The sequence below is a fragment of the Stenotrophomonas sp. genome (assembly GCF_059505245.1).
Window position 1 is genome coordinate 111,654 of the sequence record NZ_JCACKF010000002.1, and the last position, 25,791, is coordinate 137,444.

The 25,791-nt window shown below is 67.6% G+C and carries 22 protein-coding genes and 1 pseudogene; 13 read left to right on the forward strand and 10 right to left on the reverse strand.

What is annotated here, in order from left to right:
• Positions 1 to 161 precede the first annotated feature (161 nt).
• Complete coding sequence (locus AC5JLE_RS01525; protein WP_496064939.1) at positions 162 to 1,037, reverse strand: tryptophan 2,3-dioxygenase; 876 nt, start codon at positions 1,035 to 1,037, stop codon at positions 162 to 164.
• Between the two features lie 335 nt (positions 1,038 to 1,372).
• On the opposite strand from AC5JLE_RS01525, the gene pdhA reads away from it, so the two are divergent.
• Genes pdhA through AC5JLE_RS01545 form a run of 4 tightly spaced genes read left to right on the forward strand, consistent with a single transcriptional unit; the run spans position 1,373 to position 5,255 of the window.
• Complete coding sequence (gene pdhA, locus AC5JLE_RS01530; protein WP_496064940.1) at positions 1,373 to 2,455, forward strand: pyruvate dehydrogenase (acetyl-transferring) E1 component subunit alpha; 1,083 nt, start codon at positions 1,373 to 1,375, stop codon at positions 2,453 to 2,455.
• A complete protein-coding gene (locus tag AC5JLE_RS01535) occupies positions 2,448 to 3,515 on the forward strand; it encodes an alpha-ketoacid dehydrogenase subunit beta (protein WP_005414714.1) in 1,068 nt (355 codons plus the stop codon). Before pdhA ends, AC5JLE_RS01535 begins: the two co-directional genes overlap by 8 nt.
• A gap of 1 nt (position 3,516) precedes the next feature.
• Positions 3,517 to 3,870 (forward strand): SH3 domain-containing protein, encoded by a 354-nt coding sequence (locus AC5JLE_RS01540; RefSeq protein WP_012512332.1) that lies wholly within the window; start codon positions 3,517 to 3,519, stop codon positions 3,868 to 3,870.
• A complete protein-coding gene (locus AC5JLE_RS01545; RefSeq protein WP_134967261.1) occupies positions 3,867 to 5,255 on the forward strand; it encodes a dihydrolipoamide acetyltransferase family protein in 1,389 nt (462 codons plus the stop codon). Before AC5JLE_RS01540 ends, AC5JLE_RS01545 begins: the two co-directional genes overlap by 4 nt.
• Positions 5,256 to 5,378: 123 nt before the next feature.
• Here the strand turns inward: AC5JLE_RS01545 and AC5JLE_RS01550 are convergent, their stop codons facing one another.
• The 3 genes from AC5JLE_RS01550 to AC5JLE_RS01560 form a co-directional block, all read right to left on the reverse strand.
• A complete protein-coding gene (locus tag AC5JLE_RS01550; RefSeq protein WP_032958827.1) occupies positions 5,379 to 5,765 on the reverse strand; it encodes a VOC family protein in 387 nt (128 codons plus the stop codon).
• 284 nt (positions 5,766 to 6,049) lie between these two features.
• On the reverse strand, positions 6,050 to 6,757 hold the full coding sequence (locus AC5JLE_RS01555) for a helix-turn-helix transcriptional regulator (protein WP_014648693.1): 708 nt from the start codon (positions 6,755 to 6,757) through the stop codon (positions 6,050 to 6,052).
• A complete protein-coding gene (locus tag AC5JLE_RS01560; protein WP_496064941.1) occupies positions 6,757 to 7,392 on the reverse strand; it encodes a Rossmann-fold NAD(P)-binding domain-containing protein in 636 nt (211 codons plus the stop codon). The genes AC5JLE_RS01555 and AC5JLE_RS01560 overlap by 1 nt, the downstream gene beginning before the upstream one ends.
• A gap of 106 nt (positions 7,393 to 7,498) precedes the next feature.
• Between AC5JLE_RS01560 and AC5JLE_RS01565 the strand changes: the two genes are divergently transcribed.
• Positions 7,499 to 9,037 (forward strand): GGDEF domain-containing protein, encoded by a 1,539-nt coding sequence (locus tag AC5JLE_RS01565; RefSeq protein WP_496064942.1) that lies wholly within the window; start codon positions 7,499 to 7,501, stop codon positions 9,035 to 9,037.
• Positions 9,038 to 9,464: 427 nt separating this feature from the next.
• Here the strand turns inward: AC5JLE_RS01565 and AC5JLE_RS01570 are convergent, their stop codons facing one another.
• Positions 9,465 to 10,391 (reverse strand): DUF808 domain-containing protein, encoded by a 927-nt coding sequence (locus AC5JLE_RS01570; RefSeq protein ID WP_014648696.1) that lies wholly within the window; start codon positions 10,389 to 10,391, stop codon positions 9,465 to 9,467.
• 208 nt (positions 10,392 to 10,599) lie between these two features.
• On the opposite strand from AC5JLE_RS01570, the pseudogene AC5JLE_RS01575 reads away from it, so the two are divergent.
• A pseudogene (locus AC5JLE_RS01575) lies at positions 10,600 to 12,246 on the forward strand (ABC1 kinase family protein); the annotation flags it as partial.
• 244 nt (positions 12,247 to 12,490) lie between these two features.
• Entirely contained in the window at positions 12,491 to 14,596 is a 2,106-nt protein-coding gene (locus AC5JLE_RS01580; RefSeq protein WP_053496302.1) for a phosphoglycerol transferase I, read from the forward strand.
• A 493-nt stretch (positions 14,597 to 15,089) separates the two neighbouring features.
• On the opposite strand, the gene AC5JLE_RS01585 is transcribed toward AC5JLE_RS01580, so the two are convergent.
• Positions 15,090 to 17,510, reverse strand: coding sequence for a DUF3772 domain-containing protein (locus AC5JLE_RS01585; RefSeq protein ID WP_496064943.1), 2,421 nt, complete (start codon positions 17,508 to 17,510; stop codon positions 15,090 to 15,092).
• Between the two features lie 95 nt (positions 17,511 to 17,605).
• Complete coding sequence (locus tag AC5JLE_RS01590; protein ID WP_014648700.1) at positions 17,606 to 17,854, reverse strand: hypothetical protein; 249 nt, start codon at positions 17,852 to 17,854, stop codon at positions 17,606 to 17,608.
• Between the two features lie 182 nt (positions 17,855 to 18,036).
• Here AC5JLE_RS01590 and AC5JLE_RS01595 point away from each other — a divergent pair, with 182 nt between their 5' ends.
• The 3 genes from AC5JLE_RS01595 to AC5JLE_RS01605 all read left to right on the forward strand — a co-directional run bounded on the left by AC5JLE_RS01595 (position 18,037) and on the right by AC5JLE_RS01605 (position 20,359).
• On the forward strand, positions 18,037 to 18,531 hold the full coding sequence (locus tag AC5JLE_RS01595; protein ID WP_032958822.1) for a lipocalin family protein: 495 nt from the start codon (positions 18,037 to 18,039) through the stop codon (positions 18,529 to 18,531).
• 13 nt (positions 18,532 to 18,544) lie between these two features.
• Positions 18,545 to 19,753 carry an NAD(P)/FAD-dependent oxidoreductase gene (locus AC5JLE_RS01600; RefSeq protein WP_049441947.1) on the forward strand — a complete coding sequence of 403 codons (1,209 nt, stop codon included), beginning with the start codon at positions 18,545 to 18,547 and terminating at the stop codon, positions 19,751 to 19,753.
• Between the two features lie 126 nt (positions 19,754 to 19,879).
• The gene (locus tag AC5JLE_RS01605) at positions 19,880 to 20,359 is read left to right on the forward strand and encodes a hypothetical protein (protein ID WP_014038776.1); all 480 of its coding nucleotides are present in this window, start codon (positions 19,880 to 19,882) and stop codon (positions 20,357 to 20,359) included.
• A gap of 152 nt (positions 20,360 to 20,511) precedes the next feature.
• Here AC5JLE_RS01605 and AC5JLE_RS01610 read toward each other — a convergent pair whose 3' ends face one another.
• Positions 20,512 to 20,946: a PepSY domain-containing protein gene (locus AC5JLE_RS01610; protein WP_065178854.1), complete on the reverse strand. Its 435-nt coding sequence runs from the start codon at positions 20,944 to 20,946 to the stop codon at positions 20,512 to 20,514.
• A gap of 145 nt (positions 20,947 to 21,091) precedes the next feature.
• On the opposite strand from AC5JLE_RS01610, the gene AC5JLE_RS01615 reads away from it, so the two are divergent.
• Genes AC5JLE_RS01615 through AC5JLE_RS01625 form a run of 3 tightly spaced genes read left to right on the forward strand, consistent with a single transcriptional unit; the run spans position 21,092 to position 23,357 of the window.
• On the forward strand, positions 21,092 to 21,382 hold the full coding sequence (locus AC5JLE_RS01615; RefSeq protein WP_049403791.1) for a PepSY domain-containing protein: 291 nt from the start codon (positions 21,092 to 21,094) through the stop codon (positions 21,380 to 21,382).
• Positions 21,382 to 22,041 (forward strand): response regulator transcription factor, encoded by a 660-nt coding sequence (locus AC5JLE_RS01620; RefSeq protein ID WP_046432919.1) that lies wholly within the window; start codon positions 21,382 to 21,384, stop codon positions 22,039 to 22,041. Before AC5JLE_RS01615 ends, AC5JLE_RS01620 begins: the two co-directional genes overlap by 1 nt.
• Positions 22,038 to 23,357 (forward strand): sensor histidine kinase, encoded by a 1,320-nt coding sequence (locus tag AC5JLE_RS01625; RefSeq protein WP_496064944.1) that lies wholly within the window; start codon positions 22,038 to 22,040, stop codon positions 23,355 to 23,357. The genes AC5JLE_RS01620 and AC5JLE_RS01625 overlap by 4 nt, the downstream gene beginning before the upstream one ends.
• Before the next feature lie 185 nt (positions 23,358 to 23,542).
• On the opposite strand, the gene AC5JLE_RS01630 is transcribed toward AC5JLE_RS01625, so the two are convergent.
• Together AC5JLE_RS01630 and speA are read right to left on the reverse strand one after the other, a co-directional pair.
• A complete protein-coding gene (locus AC5JLE_RS01630) occupies positions 23,543 to 23,863 on the reverse strand; it encodes a DUF6122 family protein (RefSeq protein ID WP_005411369.1) in 321 nt (106 codons plus the stop codon).
• Positions 23,864 to 23,900: 37 nt separating this feature from the next.
• Entirely contained in the window at positions 23,901 to 25,790 is a 1,890-nt protein-coding gene (gene speA / locus AC5JLE_RS01635) for an arginine decarboxylase (protein ID WP_169411305.1), read from the reverse strand.
• Between the last annotated feature and the right edge of the window lies 1 nt (position 25,791).

Genomic DNA, 25,791 nt, shown 5'->3' on the forward strand with positions numbered 1-25,791 from the left:
GATGACGAGCACGTCCGCTGTGCAGTTGGAGCAACGCGCGAGGATCACCGACTTCTGCCGTTCACGTCAAATACACGCCGTTTGAGGCAGGTGCCAGCCTGCTCGCTGAACTTGCATCTGAAACGATCCAGCCAATGGCCGGGGTCCAAGCTGAATGGGGGTCAGCCCAGTTCTGCCGGGGGCGCCGCCTGCAGGCTGGTGCGCACCTGGAACAGTTCGGGGAAGAAGGTCAGCTCCAGCGCCTTGGCCAGGAAGCCCACGCCGGACGAGCCGCCGGTGCCGCGCTTGAAGCCGATCACGCGCATCACCGTGCGCATGTGTCGGAATCGCCACAGCTGGAAGGCGGTCTCCAGGTCCACCAGGTCCTCGCACAGCGCGTACTCGCGCCAGTAGCGATCGGTGTCCTGGTAGATGCGTTCGAAGACCGGCTGCAGCGCGTCGTCGGCCACATGCGGCTGGGTCCAGTCATGGGCCTCGTAGACCGCCGGCACGGCATGGCCGAAGCGGGCCAGGTACTTCAGGAATTCCTCGTACAGGCTCGGCGCCTCCAGCACGGTGCGCAGCTGCGCCTGCCCGGCCGGGTCGTGCTCGAACACCTGCAGCATCTGCGCGTTCTTGTTGCCCAGCAGGAACTCGATGTGGCGGTACTGCAGCGACTGGAAGCCCGAAGACGGGCCCAGCACGTCGCGGAACCCCATGTATTCGGACGGGGTCAACGTTTCCAGCACCGACCACTGCTCGGTCAGCTGGCGCAACACCTGCTTGCTGCGCGCCAGCACCTTGCGGCACTGCCAGACTTCATCGCGCTGCAGGAAGCCGATCGCCGCACGCAGTTCGTGGCCGAGCAGCTTCAGCCACAGCTCCGAGGTCTGGTGCTGGATGATGAAGAGCATCTCGTCGTGGTGCGGCGGGCTCGACAGCGGCTGCTGCGCGCTGAGCAGCTGGTCCAGCCGCAGGTAGCCGCCATAGGTCAGGCGTCCCTGCAGGTCGGTGTGGATGCCGGCTTCGAGATCGCGTTGGTTGTTGTCGACGGACATGGGCGGGACCAGATCGGGGGCGGCAAGGGTAGCGCGTTGCCGCCGCGCTGGCAGCCGCCGGGTCCATACCGGGGCGTGCGGTGCCCCGTGGAGCATTGGCCGATGCGGGGCCTGCGCGTGGAACCGATCGGGTCGTTGCGCCAGCAGTCGGCCAGAGGCGTATTCTGATGCTTTGCAGCAACGACTGAATACGTTGTTGTTATTGGCCCCCCACCCGCCGGCAGGGGTAAAACAGGGCGTTGCCGTGTTGCGGCGCAGGAAGGCTATTCCGTACGCGTTCCTTAACATGGCGATTCATATCATTTGTAACTTCTCTGTCGAAGGTGCAGTACGCAATGACGGTTGCCGCTGAATTCAAGATCGAATACCTGCAGTACCTGGATACGGACGGCAAACTCGTCCGCGATGACCTGCCCGCGTCGCTGCGCGACCCCCAGGTCCTGGTACCGCTGTTCAAGCAGATGCTGTTCGTACGTACGTTCGACAGCAAATCCATCGCACTGCAGCGCACCGGCAAGCTGGGCACCTATGCCGCCTGCCTGGGCCACGAAGCCGCGCACGTGGGTATCGGCGCGGCGATGCAGAAGGACGACGTGTTCGCGCCTTCGTACCGCGAGTATGGCGCGATGTTCATGCGTGGCGTGCGCCCGCACGACGTGCTGATGTACTGGGGCGGCGACGAACGCGGCAACGATTACGGCGGCAACGCGGCCAAGGACTTCCCGTTCTGCGTGCCGATCTCCACCCAGTGCCTGCATGCCGCAGGCGCCGCGCTGAAGTTCAAGCTCAACAAGGAACCGCAGATCGCCGTGGCGGTGTGCGGCGACGGCGGCAGCTCCAAGACCGACTTCTACGCGGCACTGAATTCGGCCGGCGCCTACAAGCTCCCGCTGATCCTGTGCATCGTCAACAACGGCTGGGCCATCTCGGTCCCGCGTTCGGCCCAGACCGGTGCCGAAACGCTGGCGCAGAAGGGCCTGGCTGGCGGCCTGCACTGCCTGCAGGTGGACGGCAACGACCTGATCGCGGTGCTGGCTGCCATGGAGCAGGCGCGCGAACGTGCGCTGGCCGGCGACGGTGGCACCGTGCTGGAACTGATGACTTACCGCCTGTCCGACCACACCACCGCCGATGACGCGCGCCGCTACCGCGACGATGCTGAAGTGAAGGATGCCTGGCAGCGCGAGCCGATGCTGCGCCTGCGCAAGTACCTGATCAACGCCGGTGTGTGGAGCGAGGAAGAGGAAACCGCCTGGGTCGCCGAGTGCGGCGCGCGCGTGGACGAGGAAGTGAACCTGTACCTCAACACGCCGGTGCAGCCGGTCGAGGCGATGTTCGACTTCCTGTATGCCGATCCGCCGCCGGACCTGCTGGCCCAGCGTGCCCAGGCGATCGCCCTGGAGAAGCGCCATGGATGAGATCAAGAACGGCGCGCCCGGCGCGCACACCAACGCCGCCGACAGCGCTGCGGTCGCGCGCGGAGAAGAGAGCATGACCACCACCCCGATCACCCTCATCGAAGCCATCACCCAGGCGCTGGCCTGGGAGCTGGAACACGACCCGTCGGTGCTGGTGCTGGGCGAGGACGTGGGCGTCAACGGCGGCGTGTTCCGCGCCACCGCCGGGCTGCAGCAGCGCTTCGGCTCGGACCGCATCCTCGATACCCCGCTGGACGAAACCACCATCGCCGGCCTGACCATCGGCCTGGCCGCACAGGGCATGAAGCCGGTGGCCGAAGCCCAGTTCGACGGCTTCATGTACCCGATGGTCGACCATATCGTCTGCCACGCGGCACGCCTGCGTTACCGCACGCGTGGCCGCCTGCACTGCCCGATGGTGCTGCGCGTGCCGTGGGGCGGTGGCATCCGCGCGCCGGAACACCACAGCGAAGCCAACGAGGCGATCTTCACCAACGTGCCGGGCCTGCGCGTGGTGCTGCCGTCGTCGCCGCAGCGTGCCTATGGCCTGCTGCTGGCCGCGATCCGCGAGCCGGATCCGGTGATCTACATGGAGCCCAAGCGCATCTACCGCCAGTACAAGGAAGTGGTCGTCAACGACGGCGAAGCCTTGCCGCTGGACGTCTGCTTCGTGCTGCGCGACGGCACCGACGTGACCTTGGTGACCTGGGGCGCGCAGGTGAAGGAAGCGCTGGAAGCGGCGGACAAGCTGGCCGGCGAAGGCATCAGTGCCGAAGTCATCGACGTGGCCACGCTGCGTCCGCTGGACTTCGCCACCATCGCCGAATCGGTGGCCAAGACCGGCCGCTGCGTGATCGTGCAGGAGGCCCCGAAAACCGCGGGCTTCGGCGCCGAGATCGCCGCGCGCCTGGCCGAGGAATCGATCTACGACCTGCTGGCACCGGTCGAGCGCGTCACTGGCTACGACACCCACATTCCGCTGTTCCGCCTGGAAATGAAGTACCTGCCGAGCGTTGAGCGGATCGTGGCTGCGGCCAAGCGCGCGGTGGCGGCCGGCTGACATGCGGGCCCGCCTTCTGGGGGCTTACCGCAGCCAGTATCCCAACCCGCTCCGGTTCCGCACCGGCCAGATCGTCGAAGTAGGTGTCCGTGACGAGGAATGGCCGGCGTTTGCCTGGGTACGCACCAACGATGGGCGCGCTGGATGGGCGCCCATCGCCTGGTTGCAGCTGCTGGACGAGGGTCGCGCCGAAGCGCTGTGCGACTACGACGCCCGCGAGCTGGATGTGGAAAGCGGCGAGATGGTGAAGCTTCATCACGAACACGGCGGGTGGTGGTGGTCCGAGCGCGCCAATGGCGCGACGGGCTGGCTGCCGGCCCGCGAACTGGAACTGCTGGAAGAGAACTGCAAATGAGCCAGACCAAGAACTTCAACCTGCCCGACCTGGGCGAAGGCCTGCCGGACGCGACCATCGTCGAGTGGTTCGTCAAGGAAGGCGATGTGATCAAGCTGGACGAGCCGCTGGTGTCGATGGAGACCGCCAAGGCCGTGGTGGAAGTGCCCTCGCCGTTCTCCGGCAAGGTGCTGAAGCTGTCCGGCGGCGCCGGCGACATCATCCCGACCGGCTCGGTGCTGGCCAGCTTCGAACTGGACCCGAACCTGCCGCAGCGTGCCGATGGCCAGGACACCGGCCACAGCCATGGCCACGCTGCACCGGCGGCCGCACCGACCCCGCCGCCGCTGCCGGCTGCGGCCGCTCCGGTAGCCGCCGAGGAGGCCAAGCCCGCCGCGGCCGAGCGCGATGACGCCGGTACCGTGGTCGGCGCGATGCAGAGCTCCAATGCCGTGCATGCCGAACAGGCGCTGGCCGTCGGTGGCGTCAAGGCCGTGCCGGCCGTGCGTGCGATGGCGCGCAAGCTGGGCGTGGACCTGAGCCGCGTGGCCGCTACCGGCACCGATGGCGCGGTGACCATGGCCGACGTCAAGCAGGCCGCCGCCAACGGCACCGCCAAACTCGGCGCCGCACCGGCACCGGTCGCTGCCGCCGCGAATGCCACGCCGGCCCCGGCGCAGGTGTCCGCCCCGGTGCAGAGCGAAGCCCGCACCCCGCTGTCTGCCGCCGGCAAGCCGATGCGCACCCAGCCGCCCGGCGTGGTCGCCAAGGGCCAGCCGGAACCGCTGAAGGGCGTGCGCCGCAACATGGCCCGCGTGATGGCCGATGCGCACAGCAAGGTCGTGCCGACCACGCTGAACGACGACGCCGACATCCATGCCTGGCTGCCCGGCAACGACGTCACCGCGCGCCTGGTGCGTTCGATCGTGGTCGCCGCGCAGAAGGTGCCGGCGATGAACGCCTGGTTCGACGGTGAAGCGCTGACCCGTACCCTGCACGCGCAGGTGGACATCGGCATCGCCGTGGACACCGACGACGGCCTGTTCGTGCCGGCCCTGCGCAACGCCGACATGCTCGACGCACGCGGCATCCGCGAAGGCGTCAACCGCCTGCGCGAGCAGGTGGAATCGCGTTCGATCGCGGCGTCGGAACTGAGTGGCTACACCATCTCGCTGTCCAACTTCGGCATGTTCGCCGGCCGCTACGCGACCCCGGTCGTGGTGCCGCCGTGCGTGGCCATCGTCGGTGCCGGCCGAGCCCGCCACCAGATGACCCCGGTGATGGGCGGCGTGGAAGCGCACAAGGTGATCCCGCTGTCGGTCACCTTCGACCACCGCGCAGCCACGGGCGGTGAAGCCGCCCGCTTCCTGCGCGCGATGATGGACGACCTGGCACTGGCCAGCTGATCGGCCACCTGACCGGTGGGTGCCAACCGTTGGTTGGCACATGACTTGGAGAGAACGCCGGGCATTGCCCGGCGTTTTTTTTCCGGCATCCACGCATGGCGTGGATCTACACAATGCGGGCGATCAATCGCGCGCGACCATGCCTTCGGCGCGGCTGTACACACGCAGCCGGTGGCCATCAGGGTCGGCACCGACGAAGGTGTGGCCGAACTCCAGCGTCACCGGCGACTGCAGGATCTGCACGCCGAGCCCACGCCACGCATCGTGCATCTGCTGCACGGCCTCGGGGTTTGCGACCACCATCGCCAGTTCGGCGGCGCCTGCCTGCGCAGACACCGGCGGTTGCACGTCATCGCGTTGCCACAGGCCGAGTGCGGCGCCATCGCCGAGCAGGAACAGCGCAAAACCGGGTGACTGCTCGACCGGTGGCTTGCCGAGGATGCCACTGTAGAAAGAGGCGCTGGTGGCGACGTCGCGCACGTACTGCAGCAGGGTGCTGGGCGTGAACATGGGGAAGCTCCGTTGTTGGGAGCGATCATGGTGGTACGGCCCTGCTGACAGATTCTGTCAGTAGCGGCGAGCGTGCTCTACTGCTGTCGCTCCTGCCCTGGTAGAGGCCGAGCCTGCTCGACTGCCGTTGCCACTGCCCTGGTAGAGGTCGAGCTTGCTCGACTGCTGTTCGCGAAGATCAAAGGCGGTCGAGCAAGCTCGCCCCCTACCAGGAGCAAAGTGCGAAGGCCGCCCTCCCCCAGAGGCAGGAAGCAGAACGCAGCAGCAGTCGAGCGGACCCGACGCTACGAACGGTCCAGCCAGTCCGGCGCGATGCCCTGCGCCTTCTGCCAGCGCCGCAGCAGCGTGGCGCGTGGTACGAGGTAGTGCTCCTCCAGCACGCGCACCTGGCGGATGCGATCCAGGCGGAAATGGCGAAAATCCTCGCGGCGCTCACACCACGCCGCCAGCATCGGCACCTCATCGAAGTAGCCCAGCGCGAACGGCCAGACGATGCGCTCGCTGCGCTGGCCGTGCGCGTCCTCGTAGCCGAACTTCAGGCGCTGCTGTGAACCGACAGCCTCTCGCACGGCCTGCAGACGAGCTGGGGGAACCTTGGCCGCCGCACGCGAAGGGCCCACCCGCAGGCCACTGTCACGCAGGGCCTCGCGCCGCGCTGCGGGCAACACATGGGCGATACGCGCCAGGGCATCGCGTGCGGCTTCGGCCAACGCGGGTTCGGTACGGGCCGCAACCCAGCGCAGGCCCAGCACCAGCGCGTCGATCTCGGCCGGTGGCAGGGTCATCGGCGGCAGGGTATCGCTCGGCGTCAGCTGGTAGCCGACGCCGGCCTCGCCGCGCAGGTCGGCGCCCTGCTCGCGCAGGGTTTCGATATCGCGGTACAGCGTGCGCAGGCTGACTCCCAGCGCGTCGGCCAGCACCTGGCCGGCCACCGGCCGCCGATGGCGGCGCAGCAGCTGTTGGAGCTGGGTCAGGCGCAGCGCACGCGACATCAGCCGGCCAGTGCGCTCGATGCCACCACGTGCTCACCCGGTTGCGGGGCCAGCGCGGCCTCGACCAGCGCCTTGGCGATCTCGCTCGCCGGGTTGATCCGCCACGCCCGCGGCAGTACCGGCCCCAGCACGCCCAGCACCTTCAGCGCGAGACGCTCACCGCGCCGCACCTCGTTGCGCTCGCCGCCGATCAACCCTGGGCGGACCAGGGTCAACGAGGTGAAGCCCAGCGCGCGCAAATCGCGCTCCAATTCACCCTTCACCCGGCTGTAGAAGATCGACGACCGCGGATCGGCACCGGCTGCGGAATTCAGCACATAGGTCTGCGCACCCTGCGCCTGCGCCAGACGGGCGAACGCCAGCGGGTAATCATGGTCGATGCGATGGAAGGCCTCGCGGCTGCCAGCCTGGGCAATGGTGCTGCCGAGCGCGCAGATGACCGCGTCCACGCCCGCCCACCCGGCGGCGGCGGGCAGCGCATCGAAGGCCAGTACCGGGTTCTCCAGCTTCCCGTGGGCTGCGCCCAACGGGCGACGGGTCGGGGCGATCACGGCGCTGCAGCGCGAGTCGTCCAGCAGCCGGGGCAGGGTCAGCCCACCGACCAGGCCGGTCGCCCCCAGCAACATCACGCGCATCACCACCTCCACTGCGGCATCCTGTCGCCCATCCTAGCCGTTCAAGCCGTCGGCGGCCGCGCCGATATGCTGGAACCAGTCCCTGCCAGCCCCCAGGATTCGCTCCATGACGGACCAGCCCGACCACCGCCCTGCCCCCGGTACCGCCCTTGGGCCGCCGGCACGCGTGCGCGCGGTGGTGGACGATGGGCTGGGCGACCGCGTGGTGCTGCAGGGCGGCGGTGGCGGGGCGCTGCAGCAGCTGTTCGCAGGCGCCGACGCGCCGGAACCGCTGCTGGCCGCGTTCGCCAACGGCATGGCCACCCTGCCCGGCGAGCTGGGCGATATGGGCGACCGCCTGCAGTCGGCGCAGGCCAGCGCCGATTGGCCGCGCTACGGGCGCGCGATGCGGCAGTTGATCGACAAGTACATCCGCACCATCGAACAGCATTCGCCGGATGGGCAACCCGAAAGCCTGCGCCTGTCCGAGCAGCTGCGGCTGCTGCTGGGCGGCGCGGTGGTGGCGCTGCTGCAGCACGACCCGGACCTGCGCGAACAGGCGCAGGCACTGGCCATGCACCTGCGCCAGTGGCAGCCAGGCACGGCGCTGGAACCGATCGAGCAGGGCGTGCGCGAACTTGGCCACCAGGTCGGCGTGCGTGCCGAGAGCTGGCAGGAGCAGCAGGCACTGCTGCTGGAGCTGTTCGCGCTGCTGCTGGAGAACGTGAGCGAGCTGCTGGATGACCGCAGCTGGCTGCAGGGCCAGATCGCCGCGGTACGCCAGCTGCTGGACGGGCCGTTGGAAGCTGACGCGGTCGAGCGCACCCGCGCCGAACTGCGCGAAGTGATCTACAAGCAGGGCCTGCTGCGCCAGGGCATCGACGATTCGAAGGCGGCGATGCGCGGGCTGATGGGCGAGTTCATCGAGCGCATGGATGGCATGGCCACCAGCACCGGCGAGTACCACGATCGCATCGGCAGCTACGCACTGCAGCTGCGCGAGGCGCGCAGCATCGCCGACCTCAACCAGCTGCTGCAGGACGTGATGCGCGACACCGGCAAGGTGCAGCAGCAGGCCGCGCAGGCGCGCGATCACCTGGCCAACGCACGGCAGGAAGTGGAGCGTGCCGAGCAGCGCATCGCCGAGCTGGAGCAGGAACTGCGCGCGGCCGGTGACCTGGCACGCATCGATCCACTGACCCAGGCGCTGAACCGCCGCGGCCTGGACGAACTGCTGCAACGCGAGCTGGCCCGTGCCGCACGCAACAACTCGCCGCTGGGCGTGGCGGTGATCGATCTGGATGATTTCCACCAGACCAACGATGCACATGGTCATGCCGGTGGCGATGCACTGCTGCAGCACCTGGTGGCCGTCTGCAAGCTGCTGCTGCGCGCCACCGATGGCATCGCGCGGCTGGGCGGCGACGAGTTCGTGCTGGTGCTGCCGGAAACCCAGGGCGCCGACAGCATGGCCACGGTGCAGCGCCTTCAGCGTTCACTGGCGCATCGCGTGCTGACCGTGCAGGACCGGCGCGTACCGGTGCATTTCAGTGCCGGGCTGGCGCAATGGCAACCCGGCGACGACACCGAAACCCTGCTGCGGCGCGCGGACGACGCGCTGTATGCCGCCAAGCGACAGGGCAAGAACCGCGTGCAGGCAGGCTGACCGTCCGGACCGCAGCAAACTACGTTGGTAGGTGCCAACCTTGGTTGGCACACGCAGAAACAAAGCGCCGACCAAGGTCGGCCTTTACCCGGCGACCCGCCGGCGATGATCCCGACCACCCTGAACTGCTTTGGTAGGTGCCAACCTTGGTTGGCACACGCAGGAAACAAAGCGCCGACCAAGGTCGGCCTCTACCGGGGAACCCGCCGGCGACGATGCCGACCACCTTGAACCGCTTTGGTAGGTGCCAACCTTGGTTGGCACGCGTGGGAAACAAAGCGCCGACCAAGGTCGGCCTCTACCGGAGAACCTGCCGGCGACGATGCCGACCACCTTGAACCGCTTTGGTAGGTGCCAACCTTGGTTGGCACGCGTGGGAAACAAAGCGCCGACCAAGGTCGGCCTCTACCGGGGAACCTGCCGGCGACTACTTGCCGCGCAGCTTCTGGAACCCGGTCACCGCCGCCAGCACGATGGCGCCGGCGATGATGCCCACCACCATGTTGCCCGCCGCGCTGACCAGCCAGCCCCACTGGCCCTCGCCGCCCAGCGCCTGTACTGCGTGGTGCAGCGCCGGCACGTTGTGCACCAGGATGCCGCCGCCGACCAGGAACATGGCAATGGTGCCGGCCACCGACAGGAACTTCATCAGCCACGGTGCCGACGCGACCAGGCCGCGACCGAAGGCGGCAACAGCCCCACCCTTGCGCGACAGGTACAGGCCCACGTCATCCAGCTTGACGATGCCCGCCACCAGCCCATAGACGAAGACCGTCATCGCCAGTGCAACCACGGCCAGCGTGACCAGCTGGTTGGTGAACGATGCGGTGGCGACCACGCCCAGGGTCAGTACGATGATCTCGGCCGAAAGGATGAAGTCGGTGCGGATCGCACCCTTCACCTTGTCCTTCTCCCACGCGACCATGTCCACCTGCGCGTCGGCCAGCGCCTTGCGGCGTTCGGTCTGGCGCTCGGCATCGTCGTCGGCCGAATGCAGGAAGCGGTGCGCCAGCTTCTCCACGCCCTCGAAGCACAGGAAGGCACCACCGATCATCATCAGCGGCACGATCAGGGGCACGTTCCAGCCGCGGCTGTGCAGCCAGGCTTCCAGCGCACTGATCGCCAGGGCCGCCGGCACCAGGATCACCTTGTTGACCAGCGAGCCCTTGGCCACCGCCCACACCACCGGCAGTTCGCGGTTGGCGTTGACCCCGGTGACCTGCTGCGCGTTCAGCGCCAGATCGTCACCGAGCACGCCGGCGGTCTTCTTCGCGGCGACCTTGGTCAGCACCGAGACATCGTCGAGCAGGGTGGCGATATCGTCGAGCAGGGCGAACAGGCTGGCACCGGCCATGGGGCGTCCAAGAAAGGGAATAGGCGGATTCTGACCGATCCGATGTGGACTGCGGAAGACACCGGATTCACCGCGTGCCCACCGCCCCCCGGCGACACTGCGGAATCCGGACATTGCCGGCCCGCAGCCGGCGCTACCTGTCTTCGTCGCATGGGAGTCCCGCTTGAGCAATCCGTCCGCCGCCAATGGCAATCCCCCGCTGGTCAAAGGCATGAACCGGCGCAGCCAGATCCTGCGCCTGCTGATGCGCTACCGCCATTCGGGCGTGTTCTCGGGCATGAACCTGGATGCGGCAAGCAACCAGGCCGACGTGCCCGCCGACGGCAATCCGGAACAGTTCGTCAGCGACCTGGAAGCGTTGGGGCCGACCTTCGTCAAGCTGGGCCAGATGCTGTCCACGCGGCCGGACATGGTGCCGGTGGAGTTCGCCACGGCGCTGGAGCGCATGCAGGAGAAGGTGGCGCCGATCCCGGTCGAGCGCATCCACGCGATCATCGAGCAGGAACTGGGCGTAGGGGTGAACAAGCTGTTTGCCTCGTTCGATCCCGAGCCGTTGGGCTGTGCTTCGATCGCGCAGGTACATCGCGCGGTGCTGCACGATGGCCGCCAGGTGGCGGTGAAAGTGCAGAAGCCCGAAGTGGCCGCACAGCTGCGCTCGGACCTGGAGGCACTGCGCAGCTTCGCGCTGGCCGCCGACCACCTGACCCAGGTCGGTCGCCGCGTGCGGTTGCGCGACTGGCTCAACGAGTTCGCCAAGACCCTGATGCAGGAGCTGGACTACCACGCCGAGGCCGAGAACCTGGCGCGCTTCGGACGGCACCTGCGGCCGTTCCGCCGGCTGTGGGTGCCGCAGCCGATCTGGGACTACAGCAGCCAGCGCGTGCTGACGATGGAGCTTGCCACCGGCGTGCGCGTGGATGCGATCTCCGGCGTACGCCGCACCGAGCAGGACATGGACCCGTTGGCGGCGGCGCTGATCCGCGGCTACCTGGACCAGATCTTCGTGCATGGCGAGATCCATGCAGACCCGCACCCGGGCAACCTGCGGGTGATGCCCGATGGCCGGCTGGCGATCTTCGACCTGGGCATGGTCGCGCACATGCCGCCGCGCCTGCGCGAGCGTCTGCTGAAGATCCTGTTCGCTGCGGTCGACGGCCGTGGCGAGGAAGTGGCCGATGACCTGATCAGTATCAGCACGCGGCTGGAGGCCTTCGATGAAGAGCGCTACCTGCGCGAGACCGGTCAGCTGATCGCGCGCTATGCGGCCAGCGGCAGTTTCTCCGAAGGCCGCGTGGTGCTGGACATGGTGCGCATCGCCACCGCCTGCGGCCTGCGCACGCCGCCGGAACTGAGCCTGCTCGGCAAGGCCCTGCTCAACCTGGAAACCGTGTGCCGGCTGCTGGCGCCAGAGCTGGACACGCGCCGCATCGTCGAGCGCCAGCTGCAGCACGTGATGCGTGCGCGCCTGAAGAAGTCGCTGTCTGCAGCCAACATCGCCAGCGAGGCGATGGAGCTGCAGCAGCTGCTGCGTGATGGGCCGCGCAAGCTGTCGGACATCATGGCGCTGCTGGCCGAGAACCGCCTGCAGATGAAGGTCACCGGCCTGGAAGAATCGCGGCTGATGGAGAACCTGCAGAAGATCGCCAACCGCGTGGCGGCCGGCATCATCAGCGCCGCATTGATCATGGCCGCCGCGATGATGATGAGGATCGACACCGGCTGGCACCTGTTCGGTTACCCGCTCATCGCCCTGATCCTGTTGTTCATCGGCGTGGTGCTCGGCCTGGGCATCGTAACCAGTGCATTGCTGTTCGACCGTCGTGCGCGGGCACGCGAAGAACGCGGGCATCGCTAGCGCATCGACGAAAACGCCCGTATTCATGGAGTTTTTAATGCAATCCAGCTACCCCTTTCACGCTCGTTTTACCTTCTGAGCGCGATTACGCGCGCGTTATTTCAACAAACATTTCAGTCAGGTTCGTGCATGCACTATCGGGTCATCGGCCTGTCACATGCATGTGCTTGCGGCAGCGCCGGTCGGATGGACACGCGTCGGTACGACGTCCATCACCACCACCCCGTCACTGCCGAAGCTGCCTATGCTCTGGATACTGCTGCTGTCGTTGTTGCTGTTGTGCTGGTTGTTCCTCGCGTCCGACAAGTGGGTGTGGTGGAAGGCCGGCGCGTTCTCGCTGCTGCTGCTCATGCTCAGCGCGTGGTGGCTGATCGACAAGCTGTCCGGTGATGGGCTCAATGCCGCCACCCTGTACCACCTCGGCGCCGATATGGAAGGTGCCGGTGTCTCCGACTTCAAGGGCTACATCGCCGGCTTCATCGTGTTGGCGCTGGTCTCGCTGCTGCCACTGTTCGCCACACGGGTGAAGCGCTGGCGCCGGCCCGGCCACGGTGGCGCGTTGTTCGCCGGTTTCGCGGCCGTGTGGGTGGCCACGATCATGATCAGCCCGCTGGCCCGTGACGGCCAGCGCCTGTACCAGCAGCTGCGCCCGGTCGACTTCGCCCGCATCGCCCCTGAGTACCAGGTGCCGACGCAGCCGCTGCAGCGCCCGCGCAACATCGTCTGGATCTACGGCGAAAGCCTGGAACGCACCTATCTGGACGAGGCCGTGTTTCCCGGCCTGATGCCCAACCTCAACCGCCTGGCGTCCGAGTCGCTGGACGTGCGTGGGCTGGCCTCGGCCGAGGGCAGCGGCTGGACCATCGCCGGCCTGGTGTCGTCGATGTGCGGCGTGCCGCTGACCACCTCGCAGGGCGATGAAAACAGCATGGACCGCATGGGCAGCTTCCTGCCCAAGGCGGTCTGCCTGGGCGACTACCTGAAGCAGCAGGGCTACACCAACCACTACCTGGGGGGTGCCAACGGCCAGTTCGCCGGCAAGGGCCAGTTCCTGGCCAGCCATGGCTTCGACGAAGTGCATGACCTGGCGTGGTTCAAGCAGCAGAAGAAGATCGGCCGCATCCACTACTCGGCCTGGGGCGTGCACGACGACGTGCTGCTGGATACCGCCTACCAGCGCTTCGAACAGCTCTCGCGCGCCGGTTCACCGTTCATGCTGACCACGCTGACCATGGACACCCACCACCCGGCGGGCCACCTGCCGGTATCGTGCAAGGGCGAGCGCTACCAGAGCCAGTACGGCAACATCAACATGCTCAACGCGCTCAAGTGCAGCGACCGGCTGATCTCGCAGCTTGTGCAGCGCATCCAGGCCAGCCCGTACGGCAAGGACACGCTGATCGTGATCGCCTCCGACCACCTGGCGATGCCCAACGATCTGACCCACATCCTGACCCGGCAGAAGCGCGAGAACCTGCTGCTGTTCCTGGGCGATGGCATTGCCCCGCAGCAGCTCAGCGCCGACGCCGGCACCACCCTGGATTCGGGTGCCACCCTGCTCAGCCTGCTGGACCCGAACCTGAAGACGATGGGCTTTGGCCGCTCGCTGATCGACAGCCAACGCGCACCCAGCGCCAGCGTGGCGGCCCGGCGCGATGGTGGCCGCGACTACCCGCAGTACCTGGCCTTCGCCCGCTCACTGTGGCTGGGCGAACCGACCCGCGAACTGAAGATCGATGGCGATGACCAGGTGGTGGTCGGCCTGCAGCACGTGCAGCCACCGGTGCTGCTGGAGTACGACAAGGACTGGGGGCTGAAGTCGGTCTACCTGGAGAACACCTCGCGCCAGTTCGATGACGCGGATCCGGACAACACGCTGGCCTATGTTGATCGCTGCACCGCATTCGAGGACGGCTCGGCCGACGGCGACTGGTGTGCCCTGCTCGTCAACCGCGACAACGGCATCAAGCTGTACCGCGACAACGACCTGCGCGGCGGCATCGCGGTCGATGCACCGCTGGACGCATTCCAGGGCCCGCGCCCGAGCGTGCGCCAGGCGCACATGATCACCCAGAAGGGCCGCCGCACCCGTGCCGGCCAGTACATGCTGCAGCTGGTGGCGAGCACGCGCCCGGATCGCGGTTTCTGGATCGAGGCGGTGTCCTCGCAGCGCAAGGTGGTGCTGGCCCAGCAGTGGGTGCAGCCCGATGCCGACGGCAAGATCAACGTGTCGTTCGGGCTGGACCACGAAGTGGATGATCTGGAGATCCGCGCGTGGTTGAACCATGCCGAGAAGCTGGCGGTGGATACGTTCGCACTGGTGCCCTCGCGCAGCCGACCACGGGGATAGGGTTCTTTGCAGGGCTGCGCCCTGCACCCGTGGTAGTGCCGGCCGCTGGCCGGCAACCTCAGAAGTAACGGCAACAGCGTGCAATCCGTGGTTTGGCGGGGCGGTGTCGACCTTGGTCGACACACTCTGTCAGATATCGAAAATCAAGATGGGGTCAGATCCGTTTTCCTCCGGAAAACGGATCTGACCCCAAGAGCATTTCCGACAGATCGCGGGAAACTGTCGAAGCCGGGGTGGGTCCGGTCGCAGGAGTGTCCGCGGCATGGATGCCGCGGCCAAGCCCCCATGGGTGAGGGCGCTTTGCTTGCGAAGCACTGCTTCGCAAGCGCCCGAACGCACAGCCGCCAGCGGCTGGGCCGGCCTGGGGGTTTACGGCGTCTCCCGCAACCGGACCCACCCCGCCATCCCGCAGGAAATCAGCTGTTGCTGTTGAAGTTGCCGGCCAGCGGCCGGCACTACCGCGGGTGCAGGGCGCAGCCCTGCAAAACAACCCCTACTCCTGCGGGTCGCGGATGATGTGGATGTCGGTCGGGGTCGACAGCGGAATGTTACGCTCGGCCAGGATCTGCAGCAGGCTGAAGTACAGATCGCTGCGGGTTGCATACACCTGCCGCGGGCTGGCCACGTACGCGAAACTGTTGATGGTGATCTGGCCACCGGCAATGCTGTCGATGTAGACCGTCGGCGCCGGCTGCTTCAGCACGTTGGTGTGCGCGGCGTACGCATCCAGCAGCGCCTGCCGCAGGTTGCCGACATCAGTGCTGGGCGGCACCGCGAACTGGATCTGGATGCGGCCCTGGTTGTTGCCCATCGTCATGTTGCGCACGGTCTTGGTGACCAGCTCGGAGTTGGGCACGATCAGCGTCGACTTGTCGCCCACCTGGATCTCGGTCGATCGCAGGCTGATGCGGCGGATGTCGCCCTCCTGGTCACCCAGCTTCACCCAGTCGCCGATCTTCACCGGGCGCTCGGCCAGCAGGATCAGTCCGGAGACGAAATTCTGGGTGATCACCTGCAGGCCGAAGCCAATACCCACCGACAGTGCGCTGACCAGCAGGGCCAGCTTGCTCAGCTGCAGCCCCATCGCCGACAGCGCCCAGATCACCGCGATGATGATGCCCACGTAACGGGCAACGGTGCTCACAGAATTGCGCGCGCCCAGGTCCAGCTCGGTCTTGGGCAGGTAGGTGTCGGTCAGCCAGCGCTGCACCAGCTGGGTGATCGCCAGGCCGGCCAGCAGCGCCAGTACCGCCAACACGATCCCCGCCGGTGCCAGCTTGGTGCCACCGATATCGAATCCGGTCGTGAACAGTGAAGTGAAGCGCTCCACCACCGCGCCGATGTTGCCGAACGGTGCCACCAGCGCCAGCAGCGCGATCAGTACGACGATGGTACGCAGCGCTGCCGACAGCAGCACGCCCGCCTGTTCCAGCCGCGATACGCTCAGGCCGGTGCTGAGCAGGATGGTCTGGCCGACCTTGCTGTCGGCGTTGAGCATCCACGTGCTCAGGTCATCGACGAACTTGAACAGCAACGTCGCGGCCAACACCACGATGCTGCCGCCGATCAATTGCTGGTTCACGAACTTGGCGAAATTCAGGTAGCCCAGCAACGTGGCAATGATGGCGGCCACCACCGCGATGTTGCCCGCTACCCGGGCCAGTACCAGCCAGCTGCTGCGGCGCACCGGCGTGGCTGCACCCACGCCATCGGCCTGCGCTTCCAGCTTGGCCTCGGCCTCGGCGGTCTGCCGGCGATGCAGGCGCGCCAGGGTCACCAGCATGGCCATGATCAGGCCGAGGTAAGTCAGCGCAATCAGTCCGTCCAGCGCCACCGTGGTGACGTCGCTGGTGCGCGTGGCCTGGTCCAGGGCCACCAGCACCGTGCTCAGCCAGGCCAGCGCCGCCGCGCCCCAGGCGTACTTGCGCAGCTTCAGCGCGGCGGTGTCGTCCAGGTTCAACAGCCGCCACGACGGGCGCTTGGGCACCAGCAGGCAGGCGCTGAGTGCGGCGATGAAGGCCGCGCGGAACGTTGCGGTCTCCAGGCCATCGGCCACCACCTGCAGGCGCGGCGCGATCGCATCGATGGCATCCAGCGCCGCCATCAGCACCACCACGGCGTAACCGGGCAACAGCGTGCCCACCAGCAGCAGCCACATGGCCAGGCCGGACCGGCGCAGGCGACCATCGGGCGCACGCTCGGACGCAGCAAAGCGGCGTCCCAGCCTGCGCAGCCACAGCCGCAGTGGGAACATCATCACCAGCGCGGCCAGCAGGCCCAGCAACGGCGTGCCCCAGCCATGGGCGCGGATACCGGCGACCAGCGCATCGCGGCCCTGCCCGGCCAATGGCACAACCCGCGCGATATCGATCGGCAGACGCTCGGCCACCTTGCTCCACAGCGCGGGCGACAACGGCGAGGCCACCTTCTGGCCCAGTTCTTCCGTGCGTTGCGCGGCTCGCTGCTGCTCGATGTCCGCCGCCAGCTGCTGCGCACGCACGGCACTGGCCTTGGCCTGCACCACCGAAGCGGCCAGGCCGTCACGCTGTTTGGTGAGGGTGCGCCGTTGCGCCGCCAGCTCCGGCGGCTCAGCGGCCCCTTCTGCCGGCGTTCCCAGCTGCGCCAGCTGTTCGTTGAGTCGGTCCAGCTGCGGCTGCAGCGCCTTTTCCAGCGCCTCGGCATCGCGCCGTGCCTGCGAGGCATTCTCGGACAGCATCGCCAGCGTCTCGGTGGCTTCTGCATCGCCACGCTTGCGCTCCACATCCTTCAGGCTGGAATCGATATCCGCCAGCTGCTGCTTCGGCGTGGGGTCCTCATCCTGCGCCAGCACCGGCGCGGACAGCAGGAAGGCGGTGCACAGCAGCAGGAACCACCAGGGCCCCCGTGCACGAATCGATCGCAGGAAAGAAGACACGCAGCCACACCGGTTCGCGCGGACCACCGCGCCTGCGCGCGACTATACGGCAGAGCCGGTCAAGGCCGGATGGGCGGCCCCGCCAGCGTCGCGCATCAGTACTTCAGGCGAAGCTCTTCCACCGTCGGCTGCTGTAGCGCATACCAGTCCTGGAACTCTTCCTCGGTGATCTCATCGGGCGCGTACACCGCCACCGGGTGCCAGTCGTGGTCGGTCGGCAGCGGCTGGCGCGGGCCGGCGCGCAGGCTGTAACTCACACCTTCGTAGTCGACCAGTTCGTCGACCTGCGGCCACTGTTCGCGCGCGAACGCGGATTCACTCTTCAACAGGATCACCTGGTACATCGGCACCTCCACCTCGGTTGGATCAGGAAAACACGGCGCTGGCGGCAGGATACCCCCAGGCCGGTGACAACGGGCGCTCCGCCGGGGCGACGGAACGTTCTGGACACGGCCATCGCCCCGGCTTCACCCGCCCATGGCAAGGCCATCGGCATCGTGGAGGCCCACCCCTGCCACGACCGCCGATGACCGAGCACCCGCCGCTGAAAACCGTCGCCGACCTCAAGCTGCCGCGCTACCTGGGCACCTGGTACGAGATCGCACGCCTGCCGATGCGCCACGAGCCGGAAGGCTGCACCGACGTATCGGCGCACTACACCCTGCTCGACAACGGCAATGTCGGCGTCACCAACCGCTGCCGCATGGACGGCGAGATCGAAGAGGCCACCGGCGAGGCCTGCGCTGTCGACAACGACAGCGCGCGGCTGGAGGTCAGCTTCCTGCCCAAGGGCCTGCGCTGGCTGCCGTTCGCCAAGGGCGACTACTGGGTGATCCAGATCGCCCCGGACTACAGCGTGTCGCTGGTCGGCAGCCCGGATCGCAAGTACCTGTGGCTGCTGGCGCGCGAGCCGCGCCTGGACGCGACCGTGCAGGACCATTATCTGGCGGCGGCCCGCCTGCAGGGCTTCGATCTGTCCGAACTGATCCAGACGCCACATACCGGCAAACCCACAGCCTGAGCCCCACGCACGCATGGACCTGAAAAGCGGTTACCCGTGGTGGGCCGTACGCAACGGACTGATCCAGGCGTTCCCCCCGCTGGAGAAGGATCTGCGCTGCGATGTGCTGGTGGTCGGTGGCGGCATCACCGGCGCGCTGATTGCCGACGAGCTGTCCCACCATGGCCATGACGTGGCCGTGATCGAGCAGCGCGATATCGGCTGGGGCAGCACGGCCGCGAGCACCGCGCTGCTGCAGTACGAGATCGATACCCATCTGCTCGAACTGGCCGAACGCTACGGGCAGGACGCCGCAGCACGGGCGTACCGGGCCTGCGCGGAGGCAATCCCGGCACTGGGCGAAGTGGCACGCGGGTTGAAGGACGTGGATTTCCAGCGCATGGACAGCCTGTACCTGGCCAGCCGCCATCGCGACGTGCCGCGCCTGATGGCCGAAGGTGAGGCGCGGCGCAGCATCGGCCTGGATGCCCGCTGGCTGGACCGCGAAGCGCTTCGCGAGCGTTTCGACGTGGATGCCGGCGGCGCCCTGCTGACCCGCCAGGCGGCGCGGGTCGATCCCTACTGTCTCACCTACGGCCTGCTCAAACGAGTGCGCCGCCGCGGCGGCCATGTGCACGACCGCACCGTGCTACACACGCTCAAGCCTGGCGCGCAGGGCGTAACCGCGATGACCGAGGCCGGCGCCTCGGTCCGTGCCCGCCACGTGGTCCTGGCCATGGGCTATGCCAACCAGACGTGGCTGGAACAGCGGGTTGCGCGCAACCGCAGCAGCTATGCCTTCATCACCGATCCCATCGAAGCGGACGTGCTCGGCAGGCTGCGCAACACGATGGTGTGGGAAAGCGCCCGCCCGTACCTGTACCTGCGCGCCACCGGCGACCGCCGCCTGCTGGTGGGTGGGCTGGACGACGCCATCGATATCCCCGCCCGGCGCGACCGGCGCGTTGATGGCAAGGCCGGCAAGCTGATGAAGCAGCTGCGGCACTGGTTCCCGCGACTGGATCCGATACCCGCCTTTTCCTGGGCCGGCACCTTCGCCGAAACCGCCGACGGCCTGCCCTTCTTCGGCCCGCACGCGCAGTGGGGACCGCGGGTCCATTTCGCCATGGCCTACGGCGGCAACGGCATCACTTATTCGATGATCGGCGCCCAGCTGCTGCGGGCCCGGATCGAGCGGCGCAGGCATGCGCTGGAATCGCTGTTCGGGTTCGAACGGTTGTAGCGTGCAGCCAGGCATGACCTGGCTCTACCGCAAGCGGGCGCCGACAGGCATCATTCAAGCAACCCCTGCTAGCGTCGGCCTGTACCGCCGCGTGTTGCGTGGCCACCTGTCCGCTGGAGCGCCGTCATGATCCGCCCCCTGACCCTGCTGCTGTGCCTGGCCCTGCCGGGAACCGTGCTGGCCCAGTCCGCCGCTGGCGCCACTGCGCCGCAGGCTGCCGGCCTGGACTTGACGCTGCCGCAGGCGCCGATGCGCTACCTCAACGACCCGGCCCTGCAGCAGGACCCGCCCGGCACCTATTACGGTGACAAGAGCGGCCCGCGCGTGCACGACGATGCGAAGATCGCCGACGTGACCGACGACAAGGTCAAGGTGTCCGGCAGCTTCACCACCGGCATCGGCTATTCGAAGAACGGCGGCAACAGCCACTACAACGCGGCCACGCTGAACCTGAGCAAGAACTACACCACCGATGAAGGCAAGACCCACGGGGTCAACCTCAACATCCACGTGAGTGAGGGCAAGGGCCCGGGCTTCTTCGGCCCGTATGGCGGCTACTACGGCCGCGGGCCTGGCTGGGATTACCCGCCGCCGTACGGCTGGTAAGCCCCGCGCCAGGCCTGGGCCGACCAAGGTCGGCCACTACCGCTGCGTACACTTGGTAGGTGTCGACCTTGCATGTGCCGGTGGGTGTCGACCTTGGTCGACACGCTCTGCATTCCGTGCCGGCCAGCGGCCGGCACCTACCCGCACACGCATCAATCCAGCCAGCCATCGCGCTCGCTGTGCAGGATGCGGCCGTCATAGCCGCTCAGGCGCACCTCTACCTTCTGGTTGCGGGCATTGCGGGCTTCCAGCGACCAGGTAGCACCATCGCGTTCCAGCGAATGGATCTCGCGCAGGCCATGCGACTGCGCCCGTGCCAGCACCTGCTCGGTAGTCAGCAGCGCGCGGCCGCTGTGCTCATCGAAGATCTCGCCGGTCTTCGGGTCCACGTAGACCTCGCTGAAGCGGCCATCGGCGCGGCTCACGTCAGCCTCCCACAGGCCATCATCGCGTTCGATCTCGTGGATCTGGGTGTAGCCGGCCTTGCGCAGGGTCTGTTCAACCTGGGCCATGCCCAGCGGCGCGGCCTGTACGGCCGGCGCGACGGCAAGCAGGGCAACAGTGGCGAGGGTGAGCGACTTCAACATGGGGGTTCTCCTGTTCGTGGCCGGACCATCCCGGCAACGCCACGATGCATGGCCCGGTTAACAGCGCCTTAGCCGTGGCTGTTAGCCGGCTGTTAGTCATCCCCGCCACACTCGCGCCTGTACCCCTCTCTCTTTCCTTACCCGCATGCTCGCCACCCTGCCCCTGCTGCTGGCCCTGGCCAACGCCCCGACCGCCGCCGCGCCCCTGCAGGACCCGGCGCAGCAGGTCGCGCGTCGCGCCGTGCAGCAGGGCCGCTACGTGCCGCTGGAGAGCGTGGTGCGCGATGCGCTCAAACGCTACCCGGGCCAGCTGCTGGAAGTGGAGCTGGACGACGGCGTCTACGAAGTGGAGATCCTGCGCGGCGACGGCGTAGTGGTGGAGCTGGACTATGATGCGCGCAGCGGAAAGCTGCTGAAGACGGAGCTCGACGACTGATGCGCATCCTGTTGGCCGAAGACGATGCCGCACTGGCACAGCGCCTGGTGCCCCTGCTGGAACAGGCCGGCTATGTGGTGGCGGTGGTCGCCGACGGTCGCCAGGCCGAAGAAATCGGCCAGATCGAAGACCTGCAGGCCGCCATCGTCGACCTCGGCCTGCCCGGGCTGGATGGACTGAGCGTGATCGAGCGCTGGCGCGGCAACGGCCGGGGGTTTCCGGTGCTGGTGCTGACCGCGCGCGGGCGCTGGCACGACAAGCTGGCCGGCTTCGATGCCGGCGCCGACGATTACCTGACCAAACCGTTCCAGGCCGATGAGCTGGTGCTGCGCCTGCGCGCCCTGATCCGCCGCAGCCATGGCCACGCCAGCCCGCGCCTGCACTGCGGCCCGCTGCAGCTGGACGTCAATGCCGGCCGCTTCGAGCTGGATGGACAGGCGCTGCCACTGAGTCCGCAGGAATTCCGCCTGCTCAGCTACTTCATCCACCACAGCGGACAGGTGATCAGCCGCGACCGGCTGGGCGAACAGGTGTTCGACGGCGGCCACGACCCGGACTCCAACGCACTGGACGTGCTGCTCGGACGCGTGCGCCGCAAGCTCGGCATCGACCTGATCCAGACCGTGCGCGGCCAGGGCTGGCGGCTGGCCGAGCCATGAACCGGCAACCGTCGCTGCGGCGGCGCCTGCTGCTGGCCGGCGGCGTCGGGCTGCTGCTGGTCTCGCTGCTGGCCAGCGCGCTGCTGGGCGAGCTGTTCAAGCGCAGCGCGCGCGACCGCCTCGACCACGAACTGCAGCAGGACATGCTGACCCTGCTGGCACAGGCCGAAGTGGACCCGGACGGGCAGTTGCGCCTGCGCCAGGAACCCAATGATGCGCGCTTCCAGCGCGTGTTTTCCGGTGCCTATTGGCAGATCGCCGGTGCCGATGGCCGCGTGCTGCTGCAGTCGCGCTCGCTGTGGGATGAAACCCTGCCGGCGAAGGCCGCCGGGCCGGCCACGCGCAATCTGCCCGGGCCGCTGCAACAATTCCTGCGTGCACGCGTGCAGCAGGTGCGCCTGCCACGCGCCAGCGAACCGTTCGTGGCCGTGGTCGCCACCGACCGCAGCGCGCTGGATGCCGATGTTGCCGCGTTCCGCAAGCGCACCGCCATCGCACTGGGCGTGCTGGTCGCGGCGTGGCTGGCGGTGCTGGCCAGCCAGGTGCACTTCGGCCTGCGCCCGCTGCATCGCCTCGGTGCGCAGCTGGAACGGGTACGTCGCGGCGATGCGCAGCGCATCGACACACAGGGACTGGGCGCGGAGGTCGCACCGCTGGGTGAAGAACTCAACGCGCTGCTGGACCACCAGCAACGCATGGTCGCGCGTGCGCGCACCAGTGCACAGGATCTGGCGCACGCGCTGAAGACTCCACTGAGCGTATTGGCCACCGAAGCTGACAGCGACGGCACGCATTGGCGTGCCACCGTGCGCGAGCAGAGTGCGCGCATGCAGGCCAGTGTTGACCGTTACCTGGCTGCAGGACTGGCTGCCGACCATCGCCAGCGCACCGACGTGGCGGCCGTCGCACAGGCGATGTGCCGGCTGATGGCACGCGTGCATGGCGAACGTGGCATCGCGTTCACGGCGGCAGGCATCGATCCGGCGCTGCAGTTCGCCGGCGCCAGTGCGGATCTGGAGGAGATGCTGGGCAACCTGCTGGACAACGCCGGGCGCTGGGCGCAACAGCAGGTCACTGTCGAAGCGGAAACCAGCGAAGGGCAACTACGCATCGAAGTGCGCGACGATGGCCCCGGCCTGGCCGCAGACGCGCTGGAACGGGTCACCCAGCGTGGTGTGCGGCTGGACGAGCGCGAAGGCAGCAGCGGGTTGGGCCTGGCGATCGTGGGCGATATCGCTGCCAGCTATGGCGGGCGCGTGGCGCTGGAAAATGCGCAGCCGGGCCTGCGTGCGACGTTGTGGTTGCCGGTGGCGTGAAGCACCGCTGCGCTCGCCGGGCGCCGCCCGGCGCTACCGGTTCACCCGCCCCCCCGGTAGGTGTCGACCTTGGTCGACACGCATCAAAAGCGCCGACCAAGGTCGGCATCCACCAAAGCAGTCCGTCAGTTCCGTCCGTCATCGTGCCCCGGTAGGTGTCGACCTTGGTCGACACGCACCAAGCATCAACGGTGATGCATCCACCAGCAATCAATCGCGTCCAGCACGATGTGGATGATCAGACCGATACCGAACAACCGCGTTTTCTTCGGCACGCACAGCCCCGCATAGACCGCGATGGCCGGTGCGGTGTGCAGCGGGTGGAACCCGATGCTGCAGCGGTTCGGTGCATAGATCGGGTCGGCCAGCAGATGGTCCAGGTCGATGATCCAGCCCAGCAGCATCAGCAGCCACGCCGAGGCAAAGCGCTTGCGCCAGAACAGCCATGCCAGCAGGGCTGGCACGGCGGCATGCAGGAACAGGTGGAAGATCGCGCGCGCGCTCATCGGCAACGGTGGCGCCGGGCAAACCCGGCGCCGTCCATCACACCAGCGGTTCGTCGGACAGGTAGGTGTAACCGGTCAGGCCGGCTTCCAGCGCGTCCGACAGCTCCTGCGCGCGTTCCGGCGACAGCTGCGCCTCGGCCACGCGCTGCGCATAGGTCGCACGCAGTTCGTCCAGGCGGTAACCCACGTAGTCCAGCATCACGTCGGTGGTATCGCCGCGGCGCTGCTGGGTGATGGCGTAGCCATCGGCATCGGCCAGCACTTCCACCGCGTCGGTATCGCCGAACAGGTTGTGGATGTCGCCCAGGATTTCCTGGTAGGCGCCGACCATGAAGAAGCCGATGCGATAGCTCTCGCCCGGCCTCATCTTGTGCAGCGGCAGCGAGCTGTCCAGGCTCTCGTTCTCGACATAGGTTTCCACCATGCCGTCCGAGTCGCAGGTCATGTCGGCGATGATGCCGCGGCGGTCCGGGGTTTCATCCAGGCGCTCGATCGGCACGATCGGGAACACCTGGTCGATCGCCCACACGTCCGGGATCGATTCGAACACGCTGAAGTTGACGAAGTACTTGTCGACCAGGCGCTCGTTCAGTTCGTCCAGCACCGGGCGATGGCTCTTCTCGTCGTAGCTCAGGCGCGCACGCACGCCATGGGCGATGGCGTAGAACAGGTCGTCGATGCGTGCACGCTGCGGCAGGTCGATCTGGCCCAGCGCGTAGCTGGCCAGGCCTTCGGCATGGAAATGCTGCGCTTCCTGGAACAGTTCCACCGCCGGGCGCACGTCCAGTTCGTCGTGGATCTCGCGCAGGTGGCGGATCGCCGCCGGCTCGTCGTCGTGCTGGTCCGGCACGCGGCCTTCCTGCGCCTCTTCCACTTCCGAGACGTTGGCGATCAGCACCGCGTGGTGTGCCGTCATCGCGCGACCGCACTCGGTGACGATGCGCGGCGGGGTGAGGCCGAACTCTTCGCAGGCATTGGCCAGCGGCTGCACGATGTTGCTGGCGTAGGAATGCAGGCCGTAGTTGATCGAGCAGAAGCTGCGCGAACGGGTGCCTTCGTAATCCACGCCCAGGCCACCACCCACGTCGACGTGGGTGATCTTCGCGCCCAGGCGCGACAGCTCCACGAAGTAGCGGGTGGCTTCGCGCATGCCGTTGGCGATGTCGCGCACGTTGGAGATCTGCGAGCCCATGTGGAAGTGCAGCAGGTTCAGGCAGTCGGCGTACTCGGTGTCACGCAGCGACTTCCACAGGTCCAGCAGCTGGCGCGGCGACAGGCCGAACTTGGCCTTGTCGCCACCGCTGTTCTGCCACTTGCCGGCGCCCAGCGAGGCCAGGCGCATGCGCACGCCCAGGCCCGGCTTCACGTCCAGCGCCTTGGACTCTTCCAGCACCAGCTTCAGCTCGGACGGCTTCTCGATGACGATGAAGGTCTGCAGGCCCAGCTTGCGGCCGATCAGGGCCAGGCGGATGTACTCGCGGTCCTTGTACCCGTTGCAGACGATCAGGCCACCCGGGCGGGACAGCGCCAGCACGGCCATCAGCTCGGGCTTGCTGCCCGCTTCCAGGCCGAAGCCTTCGCCGTGGTGGCTGGCCAGGGTGCCGGCCACGCCGCGGGTCTGGTTGACCTTGATCGGGTACACGGCGGTGTAACCGCCGCTGTACTCCCAGTCCTGCTGGGCCTGGGCGAAGGCCGCCTGCAGCTTGCCCAGGCGCTGGCCGAGGATGTCCGGGAAGCGCACCAGCAGCGGCAGCTTGGCACCGGCCGCGCGCGCAGCGTCCACCACCTTGGGCAGCGATACCACCGGGCCGTCCGCCCCGGTCGGTCTCACCACCATGTGCCCGGCCTGATCCACGTCGAAGTAACCGTCCGCCCAATGCGGGATCGAGTAGGTCTTGCGGGCTTGGTCGAGGGACCAATCGGTCATT

What these genes read in the sequence shown, in the direction of transcription:
- AC5JLE_RS01525 (WP_496064939.1), bottom strand. Translation starts at nt 1,037, where the DNA reads ATGTCCGTCGACAACAACCAACGCGATCTCGAAGCCGGCATCCACACC.
- pdhA (WP_496064940.1), top strand. Translation starts at nt 1,373, where the DNA reads ATGACGGTTGCCGCTGAATTCAAGATCGAATACCTGCAGTACCTGGAT.
- AC5JLE_RS01535 (WP_005414714.1), top strand. Translation starts at nt 2,448, where the DNA reads ATGGATGAGATCAAGAACGGCGCGCCCGGCGCGCACACCAACGCCGCC.
- AC5JLE_RS01540 (WP_012512332.1), top strand. Translation starts at nt 3,517, where the DNA reads ATGCGGGCCCGCCTTCTGGGGGCTTACCGCAGCCAGTATCCCAACCCG.
- AC5JLE_RS01545 (WP_134967261.1), top strand. Translation starts at nt 3,867, where the DNA reads ATGAGCCAGACCAAGAACTTCAACCTGCCCGACCTGGGCGAAGGCCTG.
- AC5JLE_RS01550 (WP_032958827.1), bottom strand. Translation starts at nt 5,765, where the DNA reads ATGTTCACGCCCAGCACCCTGCTGCAGTACGTGCGCGACGTCGCCACC.
- AC5JLE_RS01555 (WP_014648693.1), bottom strand. Translation starts at nt 6,757, where the DNA reads ATGTCGCGTGCGCTGCGCCTGACCCAGCTCCAACAGCTGCTGCGCCGC.
- AC5JLE_RS01560 (WP_496064941.1), bottom strand. Translation starts at nt 7,392, where the DNA reads ATGCGCGTGATGTTGCTGGGGGCGACCGGCCTGGTCGGTGGGCTGACC.
- AC5JLE_RS01565 (WP_496064942.1), top strand. Translation starts at nt 7,499, where the DNA reads ATGACGGACCAGCCCGACCACCGCCCTGCCCCCGGTACCGCCCTTGGG.
- AC5JLE_RS01570 (WP_014648696.1), bottom strand. Translation starts at nt 10,391, where the DNA reads ATGGCCGGTGCCAGCCTGTTCGCCCTGCTCGACGATATCGCCACCCTG.
- AC5JLE_RS01580 (WP_053496302.1), top strand. Translation starts at nt 12,491, where the DNA reads ATGCTCTGGATACTGCTGCTGTCGTTGTTGCTGTTGTGCTGGTTGTTC.
- AC5JLE_RS01590 (WP_014648700.1), bottom strand. Translation starts at nt 17,854, where the DNA reads ATGTACCAGGTGATCCTGTTGAAGAGTGAATCCGCGTTCGCGCGCGAA.
- AC5JLE_RS01595 (WP_032958822.1), top strand. Translation starts at nt 18,037, where the DNA reads ATGACCGAGCACCCGCCGCTGAAAACCGTCGCCGACCTCAAGCTGCCG.
- AC5JLE_RS01600 (WP_049441947.1), top strand. Translation starts at nt 18,545, where the DNA reads ATGGACCTGAAAAGCGGTTACCCGTGGTGGGCCGTACGCAACGGACTG.
- AC5JLE_RS01605 (WP_014038776.1), top strand. Translation starts at nt 19,880, where the DNA reads ATGATCCGCCCCCTGACCCTGCTGCTGTGCCTGGCCCTGCCGGGAACC.
- AC5JLE_RS01610 (WP_065178854.1), bottom strand. Translation starts at nt 20,946, where the DNA reads ATGTTGAAGTCGCTCACCCTCGCCACTGTTGCCCTGCTTGCCGTCGCG.
- AC5JLE_RS01615 (WP_049403791.1), top strand. Translation starts at nt 21,092, where the DNA reads ATGCTCGCCACCCTGCCCCTGCTGCTGGCCCTGGCCAACGCCCCGACC.
- AC5JLE_RS01620 (WP_046432919.1), top strand. Translation starts at nt 21,382, where the DNA reads ATGCGCATCCTGTTGGCCGAAGACGATGCCGCACTGGCACAGCGCCTG.
- AC5JLE_RS01625 (WP_496064944.1), top strand. Translation starts at nt 22,038, where the DNA reads ATGAACCGGCAACCGTCGCTGCGGCGGCGCCTGCTGCTGGCCGGCGGC.
- AC5JLE_RS01630 (WP_005411369.1), bottom strand. Translation starts at nt 23,863, where the DNA reads ATGAGCGCGCGCGCGATCTTCCACCTGTTCCTGCATGCCGCCGTGCCA.
- speA (WP_169411305.1), bottom strand. Translation starts at nt 25,790, where the DNA reads ATGACCGATTGGTCCCTCGACCAAGCCCGCAAGACCTACTCGATCCCG.